General features: G+C 73.3%; 18 protein-coding genes. 15 read left to right on the top strand and 3 right to left on the bottom strand.

All coding sequences use genetic code 11. The features are described 5' to 3' along the window. Positions 1–2 precede the first annotated feature (2 nt). The 15 genes from ACFYYW_RS08390 (at position 3) to ACFYYW_RS08320 (ending at position 15,004) form a co-directional block, all read left to right on the top strand. Positions 3–1,625 carry a TIGR04028 family ABC transporter substrate-binding protein gene (locus ACFYYW_RS08390; protein ID WP_387646491.1) on the top strand — a complete coding sequence of 541 codons (1,623 nt, stop codon included), beginning with the start codon at positions 3–5 and terminating at the stop codon, positions 1,623–1,625. Further along, complete coding sequence (locus ACFYYW_RS08385; protein WP_352322613.1) at positions 1,622–2,551, top strand: ABC transporter permease; 930 nt, start codon at positions 1,622–1,624, stop codon at positions 2,549–2,551. The genes ACFYYW_RS08390 and ACFYYW_RS08385 overlap by 4 nt, the downstream gene beginning before the upstream one ends. Next, positions 2,548–3,336 carry an ABC transporter permease gene (locus ACFYYW_RS08380; RefSeq protein ID WP_352322612.1) on the top strand — a complete coding sequence of 263 codons (789 nt, stop codon included), beginning with the start codon at positions 2,548–2,550 and terminating at the stop codon, positions 3,334–3,336. The genes ACFYYW_RS08385 and ACFYYW_RS08380 overlap by 4 nt, the downstream gene beginning before the upstream one ends. Further along, positions 3,333–4,880: an ABC transporter ATP-binding protein gene (locus ACFYYW_RS08375; protein WP_364389192.1), complete on the top strand. Its 1,548-nt coding sequence runs from the start codon at positions 3,333–3,335 to the stop codon at positions 4,878–4,880. Before ACFYYW_RS08380 ends, ACFYYW_RS08375 begins: the two co-directional genes overlap by 4 nt. Continuing rightward, positions 4,877–5,869 (top strand): putative FMN-dependent luciferase-like monooxygenase, encoded by a 993-nt coding sequence (locus ACFYYW_RS08370; protein ID WP_352327894.1) that lies wholly within the window; start codon positions 4,877–4,879, stop codon positions 5,867–5,869. Before ACFYYW_RS08375 ends, ACFYYW_RS08370 begins: the two co-directional genes overlap by 4 nt. Beyond that, a complete protein-coding gene (locus tag ACFYYW_RS08365; protein ID WP_352327895.1) occupies positions 5,866–6,450 on the top strand; it encodes a CMD domain protein in 585 nt (194 codons plus the stop codon). Before ACFYYW_RS08370 ends, ACFYYW_RS08365 begins: the two co-directional genes overlap by 4 nt. Continuing rightward, positions 6,447–7,013 (top strand): alkylhydroperoxidase domain protein, encoded by a 567-nt coding sequence (locus ACFYYW_RS08360; protein WP_352327896.1) that lies wholly within the window; start codon positions 6,447–6,449, stop codon positions 7,011–7,013. The genes ACFYYW_RS08365 and ACFYYW_RS08360 overlap by 4 nt, the downstream gene beginning before the upstream one ends. After that, complete coding sequence (locus ACFYYW_RS08355; protein WP_387646484.1) at positions 7,010–7,630, top strand: VOC family protein; 621 nt, start codon at positions 7,010–7,012, stop codon at positions 7,628–7,630. The genes ACFYYW_RS08360 and ACFYYW_RS08355 overlap by 4 nt, the downstream gene beginning before the upstream one ends. A gap of 24 nt (positions 7,631–7,654) precedes the next feature. Continuing rightward, on the top strand, positions 7,655–8,194 hold the full coding sequence (locus ACFYYW_RS08350; protein ID WP_352327898.1) for an OsmC family protein: 540 nt from the start codon (positions 7,655–7,657) through the stop codon (positions 8,192–8,194). An 86-nt stretch (positions 8,195–8,280) separates the two neighbouring features. Continuing rightward, positions 8,281–9,036 (top strand): GntR family transcriptional regulator, encoded by a 756-nt coding sequence (locus tag ACFYYW_RS08345; RefSeq protein WP_387646481.1) that lies wholly within the window; start codon positions 8,281–8,283, stop codon positions 9,034–9,036. Next, positions 9,033–9,260: a 4Fe-4S dicluster domain-containing protein gene (locus ACFYYW_RS08340; RefSeq protein WP_352327900.1), complete on the top strand. Its 228-nt coding sequence runs from the start codon at positions 9,033–9,035 to the stop codon at positions 9,258–9,260. Before ACFYYW_RS08345 ends, ACFYYW_RS08340 begins: the two co-directional genes overlap by 4 nt. A 10-nt stretch (positions 9,261–9,270) precedes the next feature. Continuing rightward, positions 9,271–10,686, top strand: coding sequence for an ABC transporter substrate-binding protein (locus ACFYYW_RS08335; RefSeq protein ID WP_387646477.1), 1,416 nt, complete (start codon positions 9,271–9,273; stop codon positions 10,684–10,686). Continuing rightward, complete coding sequence (locus ACFYYW_RS08330) at positions 10,683–11,630, top strand: ABC transporter permease (protein ID WP_387646474.1); 948 nt, start codon at positions 10,683–10,685, stop codon at positions 11,628–11,630. The genes ACFYYW_RS08335 and ACFYYW_RS08330 overlap by 4 nt, the downstream gene beginning before the upstream one ends. Then, positions 11,627–12,340: an ABC transporter ATP-binding protein gene (locus tag ACFYYW_RS08325; RefSeq protein WP_352327903.1), complete on the top strand. Its 714-nt coding sequence runs from the start codon at positions 11,627–11,629 to the stop codon at positions 12,338–12,340. Before ACFYYW_RS08330 ends, ACFYYW_RS08325 begins: the two co-directional genes overlap by 4 nt. Then, on the top strand, positions 12,341–15,004 hold the full coding sequence (locus ACFYYW_RS08320; RefSeq protein ID WP_387646471.1) for a fumarate reductase/succinate dehydrogenase flavoprotein subunit: 2,664 nt from the start codon (positions 12,341–12,343) through the stop codon (positions 15,002–15,004). Between the two features lie 87 nt (positions 15,005–15,091). Here the strand turns inward: ACFYYW_RS08320 and ACFYYW_RS08315 are convergent, their stop codons facing one another. The 3 genes from ACFYYW_RS08315 to ACFYYW_RS08305 form a co-directional block, all read right to left on the bottom strand. Continuing rightward, complete coding sequence (locus tag ACFYYW_RS08315) at positions 15,092–16,189, bottom strand: YeiH family protein (RefSeq protein ID WP_387646468.1); 1,098 nt, start codon at positions 16,187–16,189, stop codon at positions 15,092–15,094. Beyond that, positions 16,189–16,323: a hypothetical protein gene (locus ACFYYW_RS08310; protein WP_352330037.1), complete on the bottom strand. Its 135-nt coding sequence runs from the start codon at positions 16,321–16,323 to the stop codon at positions 16,189–16,191. Before ACFYYW_RS08310 ends, ACFYYW_RS08315 begins: the two co-directional genes overlap by 1 nt. A 129-nt stretch (positions 16,324–16,452) precedes the next feature. After that, on the bottom strand, positions 16,453–17,349 hold the full coding sequence (locus ACFYYW_RS08305; protein WP_352330035.1) for a TauD/TfdA family dioxygenase: 897 nt from the start codon (positions 17,347–17,349) through the stop codon (positions 16,453–16,455). Positions 17,350–17,422 lie beyond the last annotated feature (73 nt).

Here is a 17,422-nt window from a genome sequence, read left to right as displayed (position 1 = left end):
CCATGTCCTCATCCAGCCTGCGCACCGCAGCCGTCATGCTCGCCGTCGTTGGGCTCCTCGGCGCCTGTGGCGGTCAAGGGGGTGCTGCCGGCGCGGCGCCGTCCAGCGGTCAGCCGGTGTACGGCGGCACGCTGACCTACCTGGAGCACCAGCCGCCCACCTGCCTCTACCTGCCGGCCGCCGGCTTCTATCCCAACGGCGGCATCCTCAACCAGATCACCGACAAGCTGACCTGGCAGAACCCGCAGACGCTGGAGATCGAGCCCTGGATCGCCACCAAGTGGGAGGTGAACGACGACGCCACCGAGTACACCTTCCACCTGCGCCAGGGCGTGACCTTCAGTGACGGCAGCCCGCTCGACGCCGCCGCCGTCGCCGCCAACTTCGACGTGTACGGCCTCGGGAACACCGAGCTCAAGCTGCCGGTCGCCGAGTTCGTCAACAACTACGAGCGCAGCGAGGTCGTCGACCCGCTGACCGTGCGGTTCCACTTCAAGAAGCCCTCTCCCGGCTTCCTCCAGGGCACCTCGGTCATCGGGGCCGGGCTGGTGTCGAAGAAGACGATCTCGCTGCCGTACGAGCAGCAGTGCCAGCTGAAGAACATCGTCGGCTCGGGTCCCTTCACGCTGAAGAACCAGATCGTCGACAAGGAGGTGGACCTGGCCGCCCGCAAGGACTACAACTGGGCGCCGCCGTCGTCGAAGCACCAGGGGCGGGCGTACCTGGACGAGATCAAGATCATCGTGACGCCCGAGGACAACGTCCGGGTCGGCGCGCTGACCTCCGGCCAGGCCGACTTCGTGCGCTACGTCCAGGCCTACGACGAGAAGACCGTCAAGGACGCCGGCTTCCAGATCTACGCCGAGCCGACCAGGGGCGTGAACAACGGCCTGTACCTGCGGCCGTCCAACAGCATCCTGAAGGACCTCGACGTGCGCAAGGCGCTGCAGGCGGGCACCGACGTCAAGGAGGTCGTGGACACCCTGTTCACCGCGAGCTACCCGCGGGCCACCTCCGTGCTCAGCCACCTCGCCCAGGGCTACCTCGACCTGTCCAAGGATCTGGCCTACGACCCGGCCAAGGCCAACGCGCTGCTCGACAAGGCCGGCTGGACCAGGGGCGCCGACGGCGTGCGCGAGAAGGACGGCGTCAAGCTGCGGCTGGGCGTCTTCGTCGCCGGCCCGCAGCCGCTGTCCAAGCAGACGCTCGAACTCGTCGGCCAGCAGTGGGCCAAGCTCGGCGTGCAGCTGGAGATCCGCCCCGCCGACGCCGGCACCCAGGCCGTGGACATCAAGGACGCCGAGAAGACCGCCGTCGCGCACAGCATGGTCGGCCGCGCCGACCAGGACGTGATCAAGAGCCACTTCCACAGCCAGAACCGCGACGTCATCCTGTCCAAGGACAAGAAGCTCGACACCCTGCTGGAGGAGGAGTCCGCCGAGCCCGACAACGCCAAGCGCAACGCCAAGGTCGGCGAGATCCAGCGGTACGTGATCGACCAGGGCTACGCCATCCCCCTGTTCGAGGAGCCCCAGGTGTACGGCGGCGCGCCGTACGTCAAGGGCGTGGCCTTCGAGGCGGTCGCCCGGCCGTGGTTCTACTCGACGTGGAAGACCCAGCAATGACCAGGTATCTCCTGACGCGGGCCGGGCAGGCGGTGCTCGTGTTGTGGGCCGCCTTCACCGCGAGCTACGTGCTGCTGCAACTGCTGCCCGGCGACTCGATCCTGATCAAGTTCCAGAACCCCGAGCTGGGCCTGTCGCCGCAGCAGATCGCCGACATCCGGGCGTACTACAGCGGCGGCTCGCCGATCGGCGAGTACCTGCGCACCCTGACCGGCTTCCTGACCGGCGGCTTCGGCTACTCGATCGACACCGGCACCCCCGTGGTCGAGCGCCTGGGCGAGGCGTTGCCCGAGACGGCCCGGCTGGCCTCGGCGGCGTTCGTCCTGGCGGTGCTGCTCGCCGTGGTGATCGCGTTCGTGGCGAGCTACAGCCGGACGTCGTGGCTGCGCGGGGCGTTGTTGTCGGTGCCGTCGCTGTTCATCTCGGTCCCGGCGTTCTGGCTGGGCATCCTGCTGATCCAGGTCTTCTCCTTCCGGCTGCGGCTGGTGCCGGTCATCGGGGGCGGCGAGCTGCAGCAGCTCGTCCTGCCCGTGGTGACGCTGGCCGTGCCGATCTCGGCGCCCATCGCCCAGGTGCTGGCGCGCGGCATCGACCAGGTGTACGCGCAGCCGTTCGTGCCGGTGATCGCGGCCAAGGGCGCCACCCGCTGGTGGATCCTGTGGCGGCATGTGGCGCGCAACGCCGTCCTGCCGACGCTGACCGTGGCCGGCCTGACGTTCGGCGAGCTGATCGCGGGCTCGGTGGTGACGGAGACCGTCTTCGGCCGCAACGGCGTCGGGCGGCTCACCGAGCAGGCCGTCACCGCCCAGGACACGCCGGTGATGCTGGCCGTCGTGGTGCTCGCCGCGGCGGTGTTCGTCCTGGTCAACTTGGTGGTGGACGTGTTGTTCCCGGTGCTCGACCCGCGGCTGAAGGCGGCGTCGTGAGGGCGGGCCTGATCCTGTCCTGGACGGTGATCGCCGTGGCGCTGTTGTGGGCGGTCGTCCCGGGGCTGTTCACCGGGTACGACCCGATCGCCGGCGTGCCGGTCGAGAAGCTGCAGGCGCCGAGCGGTCAGCACCTGTTCGGCACCGACGCCGTCGGGCGGGACGTGTTCGCGCGGGTGGTGCACGGGGCCGTGCACTCGTTGTCGGGGGCGTTCGTCGCCGTCGCGGTCGGCCTGCTGCTCGGCACGCTGCTCGGGCTGCTGGCCGGCTCGCTCGGCGGGGTGCCCGACGCCGCCGTCATGCGGGTCGTGGACGTGCTGCTGTCGGTCCCCGGCCTGCTCCTGGCCCTGGTCGTGATCATCCTGCTCGGCCCGGGGACGGTGAACGTGGCCGTCGCGGTCGGCGTCGGCTCGGTCGCCGCGTTCGCCCGGCTGTCGCGGTCGGAGGTCGTCCGGGTGCGCCGCACCGACTACGTCGAGGCCGCGTTCGGCAGCGGCGGCCGGTTCACCGCCGTGTTGTGGCGGCACGTGCTGCCCAACTCGCTCGGACCCGTCGTCGCGCTGGCCGCCCTGCAGTTCGGCGTGGCCATCCTGGCCATCTCGACGCTCGGCTTCCTCGGTTACGGCGCCGAGCCGCCGACCCCCGAGTGGGGGCTGCTCATCGCCGAGGGCCGCAACTACCTGGCCACGTCGTGGTGGCTGACCACGCTGCCCGGGGCCGTGGTGGTCGCGGTCGTGCTCGCCGCCGGCCGGATCAGCCGGTCCATCGCCAAGGAGTCCTCGTGAGCCTGCTCGACGTCCGCGACCTCGCGGTCTCCTACGACGGCCGCCCGGCCGTCCACGGCGTCTCCTTCACCGTCGAGCCGGGCGAGGTGGTCGCGGTCGTCGGCGAGTCGGGGTCCGGCAAGACCACGACCGCGCACTCGATCATCGGCCTGCTGCCGCGCAACGCCTCGCTCGACCGCGGCAGCGTCCTGCTGGGGGAGAACGACCTGGCGACCTGGTCGCCGCGGCGGATGGAGTCCGTCCGCGGGGCCCAGATCGGGCTGGTCCCGCAGGACCCGTCCAACTCGCTCGACCCGGTCAAGACGGTCGGGGCGCAGATCGCCGAGGTGCTGCGCATCCACAAGCGCGGCGACCGGGCCGCCGTGCGGCGCCGGGTCGTCGAGCTGCTCACCCGCGTCGGCCTGCCCGACCCCGAGACGCGGGCCCGCCAGTACCCGCACGAGCTGTCCGGCGGCATGCGCCAGCGCGTGCTGATCGCCATCGCCGTCGCGCTGGAACCCCGGCTGATCATCGCCGACGAGCCCACCAGCGCCCTGGACGTCACCGTGCAGCGGCGCATCCTGGACCTCATCGACGACCTGCGCGCCGAGTTCGGCACCGCCGTGCTGCTGGTCACCCACGACCTCGGCGTGGCCGCGAGCCGCTCGGACCGGCTGGTCGTCATGAAGGACGGCCGCGTCGAGGAGCAGGGCCCGACCAGGGAGATCCTGGCGGCGCCCGGCGCGGACTACACCCGGCGGCTGCTGCACGACGCCCCCGCGCTGTCGGCCCGCCCCTTCCGCGAGCCGGTGGCCGCCGAGCCCGCGATCGTGGTGCGCGACCTGGTCAAGGAGTTCCGGTCGGGCCGGCGGGCCTTCCGGGCCGTGGACGGCGTCTCGTTCGAGGTGCCGCGCGGCACCACGCACGCGCTCGTCGGGGAGTCGGGGTCCGGCAAGACCACCACCGCGCGCATGGTGGTGCGCTTCGCCGAGCCCACGTCGGGCACGGTCACCGTCGCCGGGGCCCCCGACGGCCGCGGCTTCCGCCGGCACGTCCAGCTCGTGCACCAGAACCCGTACGGGTCGCTGGACCCGCGGCAGTCGATCGCCGACATCGTGGAGGAGCCGTTGCGCAACTTCCGGCTCGGCGACCGGGCCGCCCGCAGGGCCCGCGTCGCCGAGCTCCTCGACCGGGTGGCGCTGCCCGCGGACGTGTCGTCGCGCCGGCCGCGCGAGCTGTCGGGCGGCCAGCGGCAGCGGGTGGCCATCGCCCGCGCGCTGGCCGCGGGCCCGGAGGTGCTCGTGCTGGACGAGGCCGTCTCGGCGCTCGACGTCACGGTCCAGGCGCAGATCCTCGACCTGCTCGGACAGCTCCAGCGCGACCTCGGCCTGACCTACCTCTTCATCTCGCACGACCTGGCGGTGGTGCGGCAGATCTCGCACACCGTCTCCGTCATGAACAAAGGACGCATCGTGGAATCAGGATCCACCCGGCGGGTCTTCACCGACCCGGCCGACGACTACACCCGCGAGCTGCTCGCCGCCATCCCGGAGCCGGTGCGATGAGGCTCGGCTTCTTCACCCGGGTCCTGGACGAGGCGCCCGCGGCGGAGCGCTACCGGCTGGCCGCCGAGCAGATCGCGCACGCCGAGTCGCTCGGGTTCGACACCGCCTGGGTGGCCCAGCACCACTTCGACGGCGAGGAGGGCGGGCTGCCCGCGCCGCTGGTGTTCCTCGCCCACGTGGCGGCCCGGACCAGCCGCATCCGGCTCGGCACCGGCATCATCACGCTGCCGCTGGAGCACCCGGTGCGGGTGGCCGAGGACGCCGCCGTGCTCGACCTGCTCACCGGCGGGCGGCTGGAGATCGGGGTCGGCAGCGGCGGGACGCCGTCGTCGTTCGGGCCGTTCGGGCACGACAGCGGCGACCGCGCCGCCCTGTACGCCGAGCACCTGTCGATCCTGCTCAGGGCTTGGTCGGGGGAGGACCTGGGCGGCGGCAACCGGCTCTACCCACCGGCGCCCCGGCTGCCCGGCGCGATCTGGGAGGCGACGTTCTCGCCCTCCGGCGGAGCGCGCGCCGGCCGCGCGGGCAACGGGCTCATGCTCTCGCGCACGCAGCCCCGGCCGGCCGACGACCCGCAGGCGACGCTGGCCGACCTGCAACGGCCGATCGTGGACGCCTACTACGAGAACCTGCCGGCGGGCGTCGTCCCGCGCATCGTGGCCTCGCGGACCGCGTTCGTGGCCGACAGCCGGGCCGAGGCGCTGCGCTGGGCCGAGCGGGGGCTCGGGCGGGGGCGGCTGCCGTGGGAGCTGCCCGGCGGCGACCTCGACAGCCGCATCGCCGCCTTCGACGTGCACGTGGGCACCCCGCAGGACGTCATCGACAGCCTGCGCGCCGATCCGACCCTCGAACGGGTCACCGACCTGGTCTTCCAGGTGCACTCGGTGGACCCGCCGCACCCGCTGATCCTGCGTTCGACCGAGCTGCTGGCGACCGAGGTCGCACCCGCGCTCGGCTGGCTTCCCTCCACCGAAATGAGCTCCACATGATCGACGACGTCATCGACCACCTGGCCGGGATAAGACCGGGCTCCCGCCTCGACAAGCTGCGCGACCTGCGGCCCGCCGCCCGCGAGCACGCCCAGCGCGGCTTCGACGCGCTCTTCACGCCCGACGAGGAGGGCGAGGTCACCCTCGTCGAACGCGACGCCGTCGCGGCCTTCGTGACCGGGCTGCACCGCGACGCCGTCGTCGCCGGCTTCTACGCCGACCGGCTCGCCGACCTGGCCCCCGGCCTGCTGAAGACCGTCGAGGCCGAGGTCGAGGCGGGCGCCACCACCGGCCCGTACGGCGTCTACCCCGCGCCGCTGGCCGCCGAGAGCGACGAGGGCCTGCGCTACCGGGTCCGGAACCCGGACGAGCTGGGCGTCCGGCTCACCGCCGCGTTCGAGCACGCGCACCTGCTGGTGTTCCGGCCCCGCGAGGCCAGCGGGCAGGCCCTGGAGGCGCTGGCCGCGGCGGGCTGGAGCCCGACGGGCGTGGTGACGTTGTCGCAGCTCGTCGCCTTCCTCGCCTTCCAGGTCCGGGTGGTCGGCGGGTTGCGGCTGCTCAACGCGGAGGTGGCGGCGTGAGCATCGGATTCACCCAGGAACAGCTCGGCTGGCGGCCCTGGCTGCCGCCGCTCGCGCCGGAGGAGCTGACCGAGGCCCACTACGAGGCGCTGGTGGACCGGGCGCGGGCGTCGTCGCCGTACTTCCTGCTGCTGGCCCGCGACCCCGAGATCCTGCACGCGCGCACCAAGACCGACAACGACATCTTCTACAACGCCGACGGCGGGCTGCCGCGCGCCGAGCGCGAGCTGGCCGCGACCGCGACCTCGCGGCGCAACGGCTGCGTGTTCTGCGCGTCGGTGCACGCCCGCTTCGCCGCCCACCACTCCAAGCGCCCCCAGGACGTGCAGCGCCTGCTCGACGAGGGGGTGGACGCGCCGCAGGACGGCACCTGGCGGGCGGTCGTCGACGCCTCGGTCGCGCTGGCCGCCACGCCCGTGGAGTTCGGGCCCGAGCACATCGCGGCGCTGCGCGCGGCCGGGCTGGACGACCTGGCGATCAGCGACACCATCCACGCCGCCGCCTTCTTCAACTGGGCGAACCGGCTCATGCTCTCCCTCGGCGAACCGGAGGACCACCGATGACCGACCGTCACCTCGACCACCTCGTCTATGCCGTTCCCGACCTGCTCACGGGGGTCGAGGACTTCGCCGCGCGCACCGGCGTGCGGCCCGTGCGGGGCGGCAGCCATCCCGGTGGCACCGCGAACTACCTGGTGCGCTTCGGGCCGACCGCGTACCTGGAGATCATCGGGCCGGACCCCGAGTCGGAGGTGCGGCCGCGGGCGTTCGGGCTGGCGACGCTCACCGAGCCGCGACTGGCCGCCTGGGCCGTGCATCCGCAGGACCTGGACAAGACCGTGGAGCTGGCCCGCGAGCGCGGCTACGACCCCGGCGACGTGCAGCCGCTGTCCCGGCGCACCCCGTCCGGCGAGCTGCTGGAGTGGCGGCTCACCCGGCGCGAGGACCCGGCCGCGGTCCGGCCGGTGCCCTTCCTCATCGACTGGGGGACGACCACCCACCCGGCCGCCACGGACCTGCCGCAGCTCGGCCTGGTCTCCTTCGCCGCCGTCCACCCCGACCCCGGCGCGCTCCGCCGCGACCTGGCCGCCCTGGACGTGACGCTCGACGTCACCGAGGGGCCGGAGCCCGCGCTGCGGGCCGTCGTCGACACCCCGCTCGGCCACGTGACCCTGAGCTGAACCCCGTTCGAGAGAGAAAGGCCCATGAGCACCCTTCGCGAGTACCTGTCGCACAAGCGCGCCGCCCTGCTGGCCCGCCGGGAGGCCCCGGCGGGCGGCCCGGTGCCGCTGCACGCCCACGTCACGGCCGAGGGCCGCAGCGGGATCCGGCGCATCAGGATCAGGGACTTCCAGATCATCAGCGACAGCGGCCCCGACTTCGCCGGCTACGACCTCGGCCCCGGCTCGCCCGAGCTGCAGGCCGGCGTCCTGGGGAGCTGCGTGACGCACATCTTCCTGATCAAGGCGGCCGAGCTGGAGGTGCCGATCGACTCCCTGGAGGTGGACGTCCGCGCCGAGTACGACCCGAGGGCCCAGCTCCCGGGCGACCAGGGCGTCCCGGTGTACCCGCACAACTTCCGCTACGAGGTGCAGATCGGCTCGCCCGCCTCCGACGAGCAGCTGGCCGAGCTGCACGCCGAGGTCGAGCGGGTGTGCCCGATCCTCAACCTGATCCGCAACCCGCAGGAGATCAGCGGCTCGATCGTCCGGGTGGCGGATCCCGCCCAGCTGCCCGTCGCGTAGCAGGTCAGCGCCGGGTTCCGGCCCGGCGCGAGTGGCGCAATCCCACCGTTATCCCCTTTTACCTACCTGCGAACTAGGTTGAAGGCATGGAACCGGTGGCGCTCGACGATCGGCGGCCTCGGGCGGATCGTGCCCGCCAGGTCGCCGACCTGCTGAGAAGACAGATCATCCAGGGCAGCTTCCCCCAGGGCCAGCTCCCGCTGGAGGCGGCGCTCGCCCGCGAGTTCGGCGCCTCGCGCAACACCGTACGCCAGGCGCTCGACCTGCTCCGCGCGGAAGGGCTGGTCGAGCGCTGCCCCGGCGTCGGCACGACCGTCGCGGCCGAGAAGTACCCGCACGGCCTGCACCGCCTGCTGGGCCTGGCCGAGACCCTCCACGAGCACGGCCAGGTCGTCAACCAGGTCCGCACGATGACCCTCATCGAGCCGCCCGCCCCGGTGAGCCGCCGGCTCGGCCTCGCCCCCGGCGAGCAGGTCGTCTACCTCGAACGGCTGCGCAGCCTCAACGGCCTGCCGCTCTCGCTCGACCTCACCTACCTCGTCCGCGACGCCGGCGAGCCGCTGTTCGCCGCAGACCTGGTCAACAACGACATCTTCGTGCTGCTGGAGCGGATCGCCGGGCAGCCCCTCGGCGTGGCCGAGCTCACCCTCGAAGCCGTCAACGCCGACCCCCACACCGCCGCCGCGCTCGGCACGCCCCGCGGCGCCGCGCTGCTCATGGTCGAACGGCTCACCCACCTGGCCGACGGCAGGCCCGTGGACCTGGAGTTCGTGCGCTTCCGCGGCGACCGGCTCACGATGCGCGGGCACCTGCGCAGAACCCCGGAGGAGGAACGGTCATGACCCTGGTCAACCAGCGCGTCGAGGTCCCCGTGACGATCGACGAGGCCCTGTGCATCGACGGCTGCACCCTGTGCGTCGAGGCGTGCCCGCTGGACTCCCTGGCGATCAGCGAGGCGACCGGCAAGGCGTACATGCACGTGGACGAGTGCTGGTACTGCGGGCCGTGCGCGGCCAGGTGCCCGGTGGACGCGGTCACCATCAACATCCCCTACCTGCTGCGGTGAAGGAAGCGCGATGCTGCGTAAGGCTCTGACGGCGGCCGCGCTGACGGCCGTCGCGCTGACGGCGGCCGGCTGCTCGGTCTCCGGCGCGACCGGCGGCGAGGACCGGATCAGGATCGTCGTCGGCTACCAGTCCAAGACCATCAACACCGTGACCGCGGGCACGCTGCTGCGCTCGCTCGGCTACCTGGAGAAGCGGCTCGGCCCGGGATACGCGGTCGAATGGCAGGACTACGACACCGGGGCGCCCATCACCGCCAAGATGGTCGCCGGGAAGATCGACATCGGCTCGATGGGCGACTACCCGCTGCTGATCAACGCCGCCCGCACGCAGGCCGTCCCGGAGGCGCGTACCGAGCTGGTCTCCGTCACCGGCTACAACCTGCGCGGCGGGCTGAACATGGTGCTCGTGCCGCCCGCGTCCAAGGCCAGGACGCTGGCCGACCTGGCCGGCGCCAAGATCTCGGCCAGCGTCGGCTCTGCCGGGCACGGGACGCTGGTCCAGGCCCTGGAGCGGGCGGGCGTCACGGACGTGGAGACGGTCAACCACACGCCCGCGGTCGGGGCCGCGCAACTGGAGTCGGGCGGCGTCCAGGGGTACGCCCAGTTCGTGGCCTGGCCCGGCCTGCTCGCCTTCCAGGGCAAGGGCCGCCTGCTGTACGACGGCTCCGCGCTGGACGTGCCGACCTTCCACGGCGTGGTGGTGCGGCAGGCGTACGCCGCGCAGCATCCGCAGGTCGTGGACGCCTTCCTCAAGGCCCAGATCGACGCCACCCGCTACCTGCACGAACACCCGCTGGCGGCGGCCGAGTCGGTGGCCGCCGCGACCGGGCTCCCGCCCGAGGTGGTCTACCTCTACAACGGGCGGGGCGGCATCGCCACCTTCGACGTCACGCTGAAGCAGCGGCTCCAGGCGGCGCACGAGCACGACGTGACCTACCTCAAGCGGATCAGCCCCGACTTCTCCGGCGTGGACGTCGCCTCCTTCGTCGACGACAGCTACCTGCGCAAGGCGTACGGGCCCGCCTACGACGCCGACCGGGCCTCGACCGCCAACCCGGCCGCCGTCACCGGGCACGACGCCGCCTGCGGCATCCCGGCCGGCGATCCGCGGACGGCCTCCGAGCTCTGGCTGACCGGCGAGCCGGACACCCGTCCCGCGGCCACGCCCACGTGCCTGCTGCGGCAGGTCGCCGGGGCCGGCGGGAAGGTGCGCGCGGCGTACGTCCCGGACGCGGCGACCGGCACCCGGTGGTTCGCCGACCGGTCGGTGTGGCTGGCGGACCCGGCCGCCGCCCCCACCGCCCGCCTGCTCCCGTTCACCACCCAGGACGGCGCCGACGCCTACCGCAAGGCCCACCCCAGGACCCGGCCCGTCACCTACGAGGCCGCCCTGAAGGCCGCCGGAAAGGCCGGCGACCCCCGATGACCAGCACCGAAACCCCACCCGCCACCCCGCCCGCTACCCCGCTGGTCACCCCGCCGGCCGCCTCGCCCGCCGGTTCCGGCGCGTCGGCCGTCGTGGGCGTGCCTGCAGAAGGGCGCGCCTCCCCGGGCGCCGCCGTTCCCCGGAAGGAGCCCGGCCCGTGGGGCGGGAGAGGGGCGCGGTGGGCGGTCAGGGCCGCCTCGGTGGCGGTGGCCGCGGCGACGTGGCAGGTGCTCACCGTCACCGACGCCCGCCTGTGGCTGCGCTTCGACCGGCTGCCCAGCCTGGACGAGATCGCCGCCCAGGCCGCCCGCCAGCTCGCCACCCGCACCTACCACCTGGACCTCCTCCAGAGCCTGATCAGGATCCTCACCGGCTTCGGCCTGGCCGCCGTCGCCGGGGTCGCCGTCGGCGTGCTGGTGGCCAGGTCGCCCAGGACGGGCGACGTGCTCGGCCCGCTGCTCGAAGCCGTCCGCCCGGTGCCGGCCATCGCGCTGGTCCCCATGGCGATCCTGCTGTTCCCGGCCGACGAGCAGGGCATCGTGTTCATCACGTTCACCGCCGCCTTCTTCCCGATCATGGTGAGCACCCGCCACGCCGTGCGGGCGCTGCCCACCCTGTGGGAGGACGCGGTCAGGACGCTCGGCGGCCGGCGCCGTCACGTGCTGGTGAACGTCGTGCTGCCCGGGGCGCTCCCCGGCGTCTTCGGCGGGCTGTCCGTCGGCATGGGCGTCGCGTGGATCTGCGTGATCTCGGCCGAGATGATCTCCGGCGAGTTCGGCGTCGGCTACCGCACCTGGATGTCGTACACGATCGTCGACTACCCGGCGGTCATCGTCGGCATGGTCACCATCGGCCTGCTCGGCTGGCTCACCTCGGCCGCCGTCGAGCTGGCCGGGCGCAGGGTGACGCGGTGGCTGCCGCGCGCCGGCGGAGGCGGGTCATGACGCTCGGCATCACGCTCGAGTCCCTATCGCTCGGGTACGCCCGCGAACCGGTCCTGCGCCAGGTCGACCTGGCCGTGCGCCCGGGCGAGGTGCTGGTCGTGGTCGGCGCGTCCGGGTCGGGCAAGTCCACGCTGCTGCGGGCGCTGGCCGGGCTGCTGCGCCCGTACGCCGGCCGGATCGTGGCCGGCGGGACGGAGATCGCCGCGACCTCGCCCGACCGCTCGATGGTCTTCCAGGACGACGCCCTGCTGCCCTGGCGTACCGTCCGGCGCAACGTGGAGCTGCCGCTGCGCATCCGCGGGCTGCCCAGGCGCGAACGGCGGGCGGCGGCGGAGGAGTGGCTGGCCCGCGTCGGCCTGGCCGGGCACGGCGACCGGCTTCCCCGCGAACTGTCCGGCGGCATGCGCCAGCGCGTGCAGCTCGCCCGCGCCCTGGCCGGGACGCCGCGTGCGGTCCTCATGGACGAGCCGTTCGGCGCCCTCGACGCCCAGACCCGCGCCGGCATGCAGGCGCTCCTGCTCGACGTGCTGCGCGACACCCGCGCCACGGTCGTCTTCGTCACCCACGACGTGGACGAGGCGCTGCTGCTCGCCGACCGGGTCGTGGTGCTCGGCCACGGCGGCGTGCGCGCGGTGATCGAGGTGCCCGGCCCCCGCGAGCCCGGCGCCGACCGGGCGGCCCTGCGCGACCAGATCCTCAAGGAGTTGTGAATGGAGATCCCCCCGATCGAGGACCGCCTGCACCTGGAGTGCGAGGTGCTCGTCGTCGGCGGCGGCACCGCGGGCACCATGGCCGCGATCACCGCCGCCGAGCGCGGCGCGCGGGTGCTGCTGCTGGAGAAGGCCCACGTACGGCACAGCGGCGCCCTGGCCATGGGCATGGACGGCGTCAACAACGCGGTCATCCCCGGCAAGGCCACCCCCGAGGACTACGTCGCCGAGATCACCAGGGCGAACGACGGCGTCGTCAACCAGCGGACCGTCTACCAGACCGCGACCAGGGGCCATGCCATGGTCCGCCGCCTGGAACGCTACGGCGTGAAGTTCGAGAAGGACGAGCACGGCGAGTACGCCGTCCGCCGGGTCCACCGCTCGGGCAGCTACGTCCTGCCGATGCCCGAGGGCAAGGACGTCAAGAAGGTGCTCTACCGGGTGCTGCGGCAGCGGCACATCCGCGACAAGGTGCGCATCGAGAACCGGGTCATGCCGGTCAGGGTGCTCACCTCGCAGGGACGGGCGGTCGGCGTGGCCGGGTTCGACACCCGCTCCGGACGGTTCGTCACCGTGAGCGCGGGAGCGGTGATCCTGGCCACCGGCGCCTGCGGCCGGCTCGGGCTGCCCGCCAGCGGCTACCTCTACGGCACCTACGAGAACCCGGCCAACGCCGGGGACGGCTATGCCATGGCCTACCACGCCGGCGCCGAGCTGAGCGGCCTCGAATGTTTCCAGATCAATCCGCTGATCAAGGACTACAACGGCCCGGCCTGCGCGTACGTGGCCAACCCGTTCGGCGGGTACCAGGTCAACAACCGGGGGGAGCGGTTCGTCGACTCCGACTACTGGTCGGGCCAGATGATGGCCGAGGTCTCCGCCGAGATCGCCTCGGCCAGGGGGCCCATCTACCTGAAGCTGTCCCACCTGCCCGACGAGACCGTCAGCGCCATCGAGGGCATCCTGCACTCGACCGAACGCCCCACCCGCGGCACCTTCCACGCCGGGCGCGGCCACGACTACCGCACCCACGACGTGGAGATGCACATCTCGGAGATCGGCCTGTGCGGCGGCCACTCGGCGTCGGGCGTGTGGGTGGACGAGCACGGCGCGACCACCGTCCCCGGCCTGTACGCGGCGGGCGACCTGGCCTGCGTGCCGCACAACTACATGATCGGCGCGTTCGTCTTCGGCGACCTGGCCGGGGAGCACGCCGCCGCCCACCACGGGCCGCCCGGGGCGCCCCTGCCGCAGGACCAGGTGGCCGCCGCCCACGAGCTGGTCTACCGGCCGCTGCGCAACCCGGACGGGCCGCCGCAGCAGCAGGTGGAGTACAAGCTGCGCCGCTTCGTCAACGACTACGTGGCCCCGCCCAAGACGGGGGCGAAGCTGGAGATCGCGCTGGAGTCGTTCGAGCGCATGCGGGCGGAGATCGCCGCCATGGGCGGGCGGACGCCGCACGAGCTGATGCGCTGCGTCGAGGTGGACTTCATCCGCGACTGCGCGGAGCTGGCCGCGCGCGCCTCGCTGACCCGTACCGAGAGCCGGTGGGGGCTCTACCACGAGCGCGCCGACCGGCCCGGCCGCGACGACGCGGGCTGGCTGTTCCACCTCAACGTGCGCAGGCGCCCGGACGGCGCGACGGAGTTCGTCAAGCGGCCCGTCGAGCCCTACCTGGTGCCCGTCGAGGAGTTCGCGCCCGTCGCCGCCGAGCCGGTGACGCTGGAGGTCGCGGCCACCGCCGCTGTGCGACGGGCGCCGCGGGCGCGTCGGGGCCACGCCGCCGTCGGCCGTTCGCCGCGCATCCTGGAGCTGAACCGGCTGGCCGAGGAGCAGCCGTCCGCCGAGGACCTCGCCCCCTACCTCGCCGACCCCGACCCCAAGGTGCGCAGGGCCGCCATCGCCACCCTCACCGAGACCGTGCCGGACGGGACCGGCGCCGCGCTGGCCGCCGCGCTCGCCGACCCGCACGGCACCGTGCGCAGGGCCGCCGCGACCGGCCTGGTGGAGCTGGTCGAGGTGCTGCCGGCCACCCCGGAGCTGGGCCGCGCGCTGACCGGAGCGCTGACCGGCGGCGACGCCCTGGTCCGCGCCGCGGTCCTGGACGTGCTGCGCGCGCTGCGGCTCGGCGGCACACAGGTGTTCGCGGCCGCACTCGCCGACGGCGACCACCGGGTGCGGATCGCGGCCGTCCGCGGGCTGGTCTCGCTGGACGAGTCCGTCCTGCTGGCCGGGGCGGCCGGCGATCCTTCCCGGGAGGTGCGCGTGTGGGTGGCCAAGGGCATCGGGGCGGTCGGGAAGCCGTCGGCGGCGCTGGCGACGTTGGCCGGGGACGGCGACCCGCTGGTCAGGGCCGCCGCGCTGGAGGCGTCGGGCGCGGTGGGTGAGCCGCTGGAGCGGGAGGCCGTACGAGGGCTGCGGGACCCGGCGTGGGAGGTGCGGGTGGGGGCGGCGCGCTGCCTGGCCGCCACCGGCCCGCGGACGGCGGCGGCACCGCTGGTGGCGGCGCTGTCGGACGGCAACCTCGACGTGCGCAAGGCCGCCGTGCTCGCGCTGGCCCCCTGGGCGGCGGCGCCGGACGTGGCCGCCGCCCTGCGGGACGCGCTCGCCGACACCGACGCCGACGTGCGCGCCCACGCGGGCAAGGCCCTGTCCCAGCGCTGAACGCGCCGCCTGACCGGCCCTGTCCTCAGCGGAACACCGGCCCTGTCCTCGGCGGAACTCCGGCCTGGACCCAGGGGGACGGCCCGATCAGCCGGCTGTGAAGCCGGAGAACAGGGCCAGCGCCAGGGCCAGGGCGACGACCACGTTCACCACCGTCGCGGCGGCGAACACGACGACCGGCCGCCAGCCGGCCGCCCGCAGCGCCGCCACTCGGAACTCCAGCCCGATGCTGACGAACGCCAGGATCAGGAACCAGGTCCGCAGGTCGTTGGCGACCCCGATGACCGCCTTGCCCTCACCGGCGGGGACCGTCGTGAGCCACCAGGTGGCGATCACGGACGCGGCGACGAACCCGAGCACGAACTTCGGGAAACGCCGCCACAGCTCGGCCGCCCCTGGCCGCGCGGCGTCCGCCCGCCGCTCGACCCGGAAGGCGAACCAGGCGGTCAGCGCGACCACGACGACGCCGATGAGCGCGTTCTGGGTGACCTTGACGATCGTGGCGATGGCCAGGGCGTCCTCGCCCGCGATCGTGCCGGCGGCGGTGACGGCGGCGGTGGTGTCGATGTTGCCGCCGATCCAGGCCCCCGCCACCTCGGGCGGCAGCCCGAACGCCGAGGCCAGGGCGGGCAGGATGAAGATCGACGGCAGCGCGAACGCGATCACCAGGCTCGCGCTGTAGGCCAGCTGCTCCTTCCTGGCCTGGACGGCCCCCGCCGCCGCGATGGCCGCGCTGACCCCGCAGATCGACACGGCCGACGACAGCAGCGCGCGCAGCCGGTCGTCGAGCCCGAGCCGCCCGCCGAGCCACCAGGTGAACAGGAACACCGTGCTGATCAGCACGATCGCCTGGAGCACGGCCGGCCCGGCGGCGGTCACGATCACCTTGAGGTTGATGGACGCGCCGAGCAGCACCAGGCCGGTCTTGATGAAGAACTCGGTGCGGAACCCGCCGGCCAGCCGCTCCCGCAGCCCGGCCGCGGTCAGCAGCGCGTTGCCGAGCAGCCCGAGGGCGATCGCGTAGATCGGGAACTCGACGGCCTTGGCCAGCCCGGAGTCCGGGAACCAGCCGGGCACGCCCTTCTCCAGGAACCGGGTCGCGGCGGCCAGCACGAGGACGACCAGGACGCCGAGCGCCGTCCCTCGCCAGGTCGCGCGGTCGGCGGTGACGGTCTCGGCGCTCATCAGGGCACCAGCCCGACGGGGATGACGCCGGTGAGGACGAGGACGAGCAGGACCAGGCCGACGGCCGTGGCGGCCCAGTCCTCGTTGATCGCGACGCGGCTCTCGCGTCCGGTGGGGGATTCGCCGGTGCTCATGGGCGTGCCTTTCAGGTGGGGGATGGGAGGTGCGGGCGGGGCCCAGCCAACCCCGCCCGCACTGGCTTCGGCCGATCCGCGAGGCCCCGGCCACGGCGACGTTCGTGGCCGGGGCAGCCCCGGGGAGGGTCAGGCGGCGATCGGCGAGTAGGTCGCGGCGTCACCGCTCAGCGCGGTGCTGGTCCGGCCGTCCACGCCGACCGGCACGTCCCCGGCGATCGTGACCCGGTGCAGGCGGCGGGGACGGTCGCCGAAGTCGTGCACCACGCGGTGCTGGGTGGCCCGGTTGTCCCAGATCGCCACGTCACCGGGCGACCAGCGCCAGCGGACGGTGTTCTCCACCTCGGTGACGTGCTCCTGGACCAGCCGGATGATCGACCCGGAGGTGTGCCCCGACAGGCCGCTCAGCCGCTTGGCGAAGTCGCCGAGCAGGATCGAGCGCTCGCCGGTCTCCGGGTGCACGCGCACGACCGGGTGCTCGGTCTCGAACAGGGTGGAGGCGAACACCTCGGCGTGCTCGCGGGCGCGCTCGTCGATCGTGGCCGTGCGGACGTAGTCGTACTGGTTGGTGTGCACGGCGCGCAGCCGGTCGAGCAGGTCGCGCAGCTCGGCGGGCAGGTTCTGGTACGCGCTGACGGTGTTGGCCCACAACGTGTCGCCGCCCGCCTCCGGCACGACGACCGCGCGCAGCACCGAGGCCAGCGGCGGCCGGTCCACGAACGTCACGTCGGTGTGCCAGCGGTCGACCTTCTGGCCGTTGCTGTAGTCGAGGTCCAGGATGTGGGCGTTGCCGTGCAGCGCGGGCACGGTCGGGTGGGCGGCGGTCGGCTCGCCGAGCAGCCGGGCGAAGCCCACCTGGCTCTGCTCGTCGAGGTGCTCCTGACCGCGCAGGAAGATCACTTTGTGGGTGAGGAGGGCCTGGCGGAGCTCGGCCACGACATCGGGGTGCAGATCGGGCGCGAGCCGCACTCCGGTGATCTCGGCTCCTATACGGCCGGCGACGGGGGTGATGGTCAGGGATGGCATGGTGTCCTTCCTTCCGTACGCCTCCACCGTAGATAAAAACCAACTAAATTGGTAGGGCTTGACGGAATAGGAT

The organism is Nonomuraea sp. NPDC001831 (assembly GCF_042892035.1).
In the GTDB taxonomy this organism is placed as follows: domain Bacteria; phylum Actinomycetota; class Actinomycetes; order Streptosporangiales; family Streptosporangiaceae; genus Nonomuraea.
The sequence above is the reverse complement of the archived record's forward strand: the minus strand, read 5'-3'. Positions and strand labels throughout refer to the sequence as shown.